This window comes from Kitasatospora sp. NPDC024654, from assembly GCF_055559155.1.
Map to the genome: position 1 here is coordinate 1 of NZ_JBVHLF010000192.1, position 4724 is coordinate 4724.

4 protein-coding genes and 2 pseudogenes are annotated in these 4724 nt (G+C 70.8%); 2 read left to right on the top strand and 4 right to left on the bottom strand.

Annotated elements, in window-relative coordinates; genetic code table 11:
• Nucleotides 1-82: pseudogene (locus tag ACZ38L_RS38490) on the bottom strand (IS6 family transposase); the annotation flags it as partial.
• Between the two features lie 67 nt (nucleotides 83-149).
• Here ACZ38L_RS38490 and ACZ38L_RS38495 point away from each other — a divergent pair.
• Nucleotides 150-275, top strand: a pseudogene (locus ACZ38L_RS38495) (IS5/IS1182 family transposase); the annotation flags it as partial.
• A gap of 53 nt (nucleotides 276-328) precedes the next feature.
• Here the strand turns inward: ACZ38L_RS38495 and ACZ38L_RS38500 are convergent.
• The 3 genes from ACZ38L_RS38500 to ACZ38L_RS38510 form a co-directional block, all read right to left on the bottom strand.
• Entirely contained in the window at nucleotides 329-1144 is an 816-nt protein-coding gene (locus ACZ38L_RS38500; RefSeq protein WP_465702632.1) for a class I SAM-dependent methyltransferase, read from the bottom strand.
• A 106-nt stretch (nucleotides 1145-1250) separates the two neighbouring features.
• On the bottom strand, nucleotides 1251-2198 hold the full coding sequence (locus ACZ38L_RS38505) for an SDR family NAD(P)-dependent oxidoreductase (RefSeq protein WP_465702634.1): 948 nt from the start codon (nucleotides 2196-2198) through the stop codon (nucleotides 1251-1253).
• 103 nt (nucleotides 2199-2301) lie between these two features.
• Entirely contained in the window at nucleotides 2302-3168 is an 867-nt protein-coding gene (locus tag ACZ38L_RS38510; RefSeq protein ID WP_465702636.1) for an oxidoreductase, read from the bottom strand.
• 116 nt (nucleotides 3169-3284) lie between these two features.
• Here ACZ38L_RS38510 and ACZ38L_RS38515 point away from each other — a divergent pair, with 116 nt between their 5' ends.
• Nucleotides 3285-4190, top strand: a complete 906-nt coding sequence (locus tag ACZ38L_RS38515) for a LysR family transcriptional regulator (protein WP_465702638.1) — start codon at nucleotides 3285-3287, stop codon at nucleotides 4188-4190.
• Nucleotides 4191-4724 lie beyond the last annotated feature (534 nt).

Here is a 4724-nt window from a genome sequence, read left to right on the forward strand (position 1 = left end):
AGCGGAAGTACAGCCACACGCAGTGCGCGATGACCTCCACCGGGTACCGGTGGCCCCTGTACGACGGCGACGCACCCTCCACGACAGGCCCTCCCAGCCACCCACCAACCCGAAGATCATCTCACTCACCGGTCAACGTGACAGCACCCGAACGCCGGGCCGCCGTCATCCACGCCTTCTTCGACCTCGCCGACACCGTCATCACCGTGCGCAGCCTCATCCGCCAGGCATGGACGACCCACCGCTGGGACGAGCGCCCGAGCTGCCGCCGATGACCACACGCCTACCTGCGCGGCCTCCTACGGCACATGGGGTCACTGCTTCTCGCTCATCGACTGCGGGCGAGGAAGAGGTCGCTGCTGTCGAGCATGTCGATGCCGCCACCGCGGGCGTTGAGCAACTGCGCGGTCTCGGCCAGGGCCTGTTCGCGGTGCGTGGTCGGCAGGACGCGATAGGCGGAGATGGAGGCGAGGAAGCAGAGGTAGCGGTCGGTCTGGTAGCGCACGTTGCGACGGAAGCGGTGGGCGCGGAGGTCGGTGAAGCGGCCGTCACGGCGGCACTCGGCGTCTGGCCAGCCGAGTTCCTGACCCCCGTTTCCTGCTTCCTGCCCGTAGGAGGAGGCCAGTTCGCTGTGTGGTGACCTGACGACGCCGTGGCGTCGGTCGATGCCGGCGAGTGCGCCGTGCAGTTCGGAGTCGATGACTCCGTGCAGGTTCCAGAACAGGGCGAGGGTGCCGCCCGGTTCGAGCGCCGTGTGGACCAGGTCCCAGCGTCGTCGGGGGTCCAGCCAGTGCCAGGAGGTGGCGGCGAACAGCAACCCGAAGCGGCCTTTGGGCTCCCACTCCTCGAGGCCGCCGACCTCGACCTGTACGTTGGGGTGGTGGGAGGTGTTGCGCCGCAGGACTTCGGCCATGCGCGGATCCGGCTCGATACAGGTGAGGGGGATCCCGCGTTCGGCGAAGAGCACGGTGGCCTTGCCGGTACCCGCACCGATCTCCGCTGCCGTGCGATCGCCCAGGTCCGCGTAGGCCAGTACCTGTGAGATCAGCGCATCCGCATAGCCCGGGCGGGCGGCGTCATACACCTCGGCCACCTCGCCGAACACCCGGCCGGGCGGCGTGTCGGCACGCTCCGCAGAACTCATGGGTAACCCTCAATTCCGTTGGTCGGCTGGTGACCGCCCTGCCGGTCAAGACGACTGGCGGACGCGGGCGAAGGGGTGGCGACGCGCTCGTCGCTCCGGGGTCGGGTCAGTGGATGGTTCGGCGCAGTTCCTGGGGGAGGTGGTTGAGGGAGAGGTCCCACAGGAGCTGGGCGGCGGTGGGGTCGAGGGCGTGGTCGGCGACTCCGGTGGTGCCGCCCGGGGTGTGGGGTGCGGCTTGCTGGCAGTCTTCGAAGTAGCGCCCGCCCTGGCCTTCCAGCGGGGGCCAGGCGGCGAGCAGGGCGGAGGTGGCGGTGCCCTGTTCGGGGCTGCGGTGGTGGTAGGCGGGCAGGTCGGCGGTGTCGCGGGCTGTGCTGTGGCGGGAGAGGTTGGTGCGGACCGCGCCGGGGTGCAGGGTGTTGGCGGTGACGCCGTCGGCGGCCCAGCGGTGGTGTGCCTCGACGGCGAACAGGGCGGTGGCGGTCTTGGACTGGCCGTAGGCGGTCAGCAGGTCGTAAGGACGGGCGCGGAAGTGCGGGTCGTCGAAGTCCATGGGTGCGTACAGGTGGGCCATGGAGCTGAGCGTCACCAGGCGGGAGCGTCCGGCGGCGGCGAGTGCCGGGTGCAGGGCGAGGGTGAGGGCGAAGTGGCCGAGGTGGTTGACGGCCAGGTGGGTTTCCCAGCCGCGGGCGTTCCACCGGTCGGGCGGGCTGTAGACGCCGGCGTTGTTGACCAGGATGTCCAGCGGCCCCTGCCAGGCTCGGGTGAACGCGGCGACGGAGTCGAGGTCCGCGAGGTCCAGGGCCGCCACGAGCGGGCGGTGGTTGTTCGTGGTGGCGGCGATGTCGGTGGCGACGCGCTCGCCGGCCCTGGTGTCGCGGACGGCGAGGGTGACCTCGGCGCCGGCGGCGGCCAGGGCGCGGGCGGTCTCGATCCCGATGCCGGAGGAGGCGCCGGTCACCACCGCCCGCGCGCCGCTCAGGTCGGTGCCTGCCACCACCTCCCGTGCGGTGGAGTCGGCGGAGAACGGCGTGGTGACGCGGATGGGCTGGGACATGACGGGAGCGGCCCTTCGGGTGTCGGTGGTGGGCGCCCGGATTGGGCCGCGCGGGCGTCGTATCGGGTGCGCGGCCGTAACCGGGAGAGGGGCGGGGTGGGGATCAGGCGGCGTCGGTGGTGCGGCTGAGGTGCTCCCAGTCGGCGACGTCCTGCAGGCGGGAGGCGAGTTGGGCGCGGATGCCGTCGACCGCGTCGCCGCCCAGGGCCAGGCGCAGGGGCGGGTTGCCGCTGTGGACGGCGGTGACGATGGCGGTGGCGGCCTTGGCCGGGTCGCCCTGCTCGTGGCCCTGCATGGAGTCGACGTAAGCGCGGAAGGCTCCGACGGTGTCCTGGTAGGGGTCGAGCGACGGGGTGGGGATCTTGGCGGCGTTGATGTTGGTGCGGAACGCGCCGGGTTCGACGATCATGACGCGCACGCCGAGGGGCGCAAGTTCGCCGGCCAGTGTCTGGGAGAGTCCTTCCAGGGCGAACTTGCCCGCGTGGTAGGCGCCGAAGCCGTGGAAGGTGGTCTGGCCGCCCATCGAGCTGATCTGCACGATGGTGCCGTGGCCCTGCTCGCGCAGGTGGGGCAGGACGGCCTTGGTGACCTCGGCCGCGCCGAAGAACAGGGTCTCCATCTGGGTGCGCAGCTGGTCCATGGTGAACTCCTCGACCGCTCCGAGGACCAGGTTGCCCGCGTTGTTGACCACGACGTCGATGCGTCCGTACACGGCGAGGGTCGCGGCGACGGCGGCTTGGACCGAGGCGGGGTCGGTCACGTCCAGGGCGGTCGTGCTCACCCTGCCCGGGCCCTCGTCGGCCAGCTCGGCCAGGACCTCGGGGCGGCGGGCGGTGGCCATCACCCGGTCGCCGGCCGCGACCGCGGCGCGCACCAGTTCCCGGCCGAATCCGCTGGAGCAGCCGGTGATCAGCCAGACCCGACCAGCGGAAGGCTCAGTGGGGGCGGAAGTGACGGTGGTGTCGGACATCGGTGAACTCCCTTGCCGTGGCGGGGAAGCAGTCGCTCCCCGATGTCCACCAGCATGTCCGCGGTCCTCGCCCGTGATCCAACACGTGCTTCCTGCGGCAGCTACAGTCTGAGCCTGTGACCCCTCCCGAGCTGCGGCAACTGCGCTACTTCCTCACCGTCGCCGAGGAACTGAACCTCACCCGCGCGGCCGAACGGTTGATGATCGCCCAACAGTCCCTCTCACAACAGATCACCGCGCTCGAACGCCACCTGGGCGTACGACTCTTCGAACGCGACCACCGCGGCACCCGCCTGACCGCCATCGGCACGGTCTTCGTCCCCGAGGCACGAGCCGTCCTCGAACGCGCCGACCAGGCCGTCGCGCTCCTGCAACGCGCCCGCCGAGGCGAGGTCGGCAGCCTGCGTCTGGCCTTCCTGACCACCGTCGCCAACCACCTGCTCCCCCCGGTGATCCGCGCCCTGCGCACCCGGCTGCCCGACGTCCAGCTCACCACCGAGTCCACCACCATCGCCGCCCTCGTCGACGGGGTCCGACAGGGCCGCTTCGACGCCGCCTTCACCCGGCCACCCCTTACCGACGGCCTCGCCGCGCGCACCCTCACCCGCGAGCCGGTCTGCGCCGTCCTTCCCGAGGGCCACCCCCTGGCCGGGCGCGCCGAACTCACCCTGAGCGACCTCGCCGACCAACCCTGGGTCCTCACCCCGCCCAACTCCTGGGAGCCCTGGCACCGCACCTACAACGACCACTTCCGCGCGGCGGGCTTCACCCCGAACATCGTCCAGACCGACCCCAACCCGCAGAACCTCCTCGGCCTGGTCGCCGCCGGCATCGGCGTCACCCGCCTCGCCCACTCCTCCCACAACCTGCGCCGCACCGGCGTCGTCTTCATCCCCCTCACCGGCGCCTACGCCCCCACCGACATCATCTGGAACCCCGCCAACACCAACCCCGCCCTCCCCCGCCTCATCGACATCTCCACCGAGCTCGCCGCGACCCACGACCTCACCCAAACGGGATAACCGTCAGATGTTCGCGCTCTTCCGGCGTACCCGGCGCGATGCGACCGCCACCTGGCCAGGACAGTCATTCCCATCCGCACGACCTGGCCACCGCGCCACCAACCTCGCTACGCCCCAAGCGGAGCCCGAGCATGCGAGCACACCACGCGGGCTCGCTGTCGCGGTACCAGAGGTTGCCGCCTCTTGTCGAAGACGATCAGGTCACTGACTCGTGGCCGGTGGCAGCCCAGCGGATGAGTCGCTGCGCAATCGGACGCTCGGGCGGCAGGGTGGTGACCTCGCTCCGGGGAGGTTCTGTCAGCCGTGACGGAAGGACACATACATGCCTCCCCAGCGGTCACAAAGCGTTACAACTCCATGATCGCCAAGACCTGTACCTGTACCGCTGCCGGGGGACCACCACCGCGCCTATCTGCGCTACCTCTTAAGACGACCACGGCCTCCGACCCGCGATGAGGTCGGAGGTGCCCGGGAGCGCAGTTCCAGCCGGTGTCGGTCAGCCCACCCGGGTGGTGTCGATGTTCGGTGAGGCTG

Coding starts and splice junctions, on each gene's coding strand:
- ACZ38L_RS38500 (WP_465702632.1), bottom strand. CDS start 1,144: ATGAGTTCTGCGGAGCGTGCCGACACGCCGCCCGGCCGGGTGTTCGGC.
- ACZ38L_RS38505 (WP_465702634.1), bottom strand. CDS start 2,198: ATGTCCCAGCCCATCCGCGTCACCACGCCGTTCTCCGCCGACTCCACC.
- ACZ38L_RS38510 (WP_465702636.1), bottom strand. CDS start 3,168: ATGTCCGACACCACCGTCACTTCCGCCCCCACTGAGCCTTCCGCTGGT.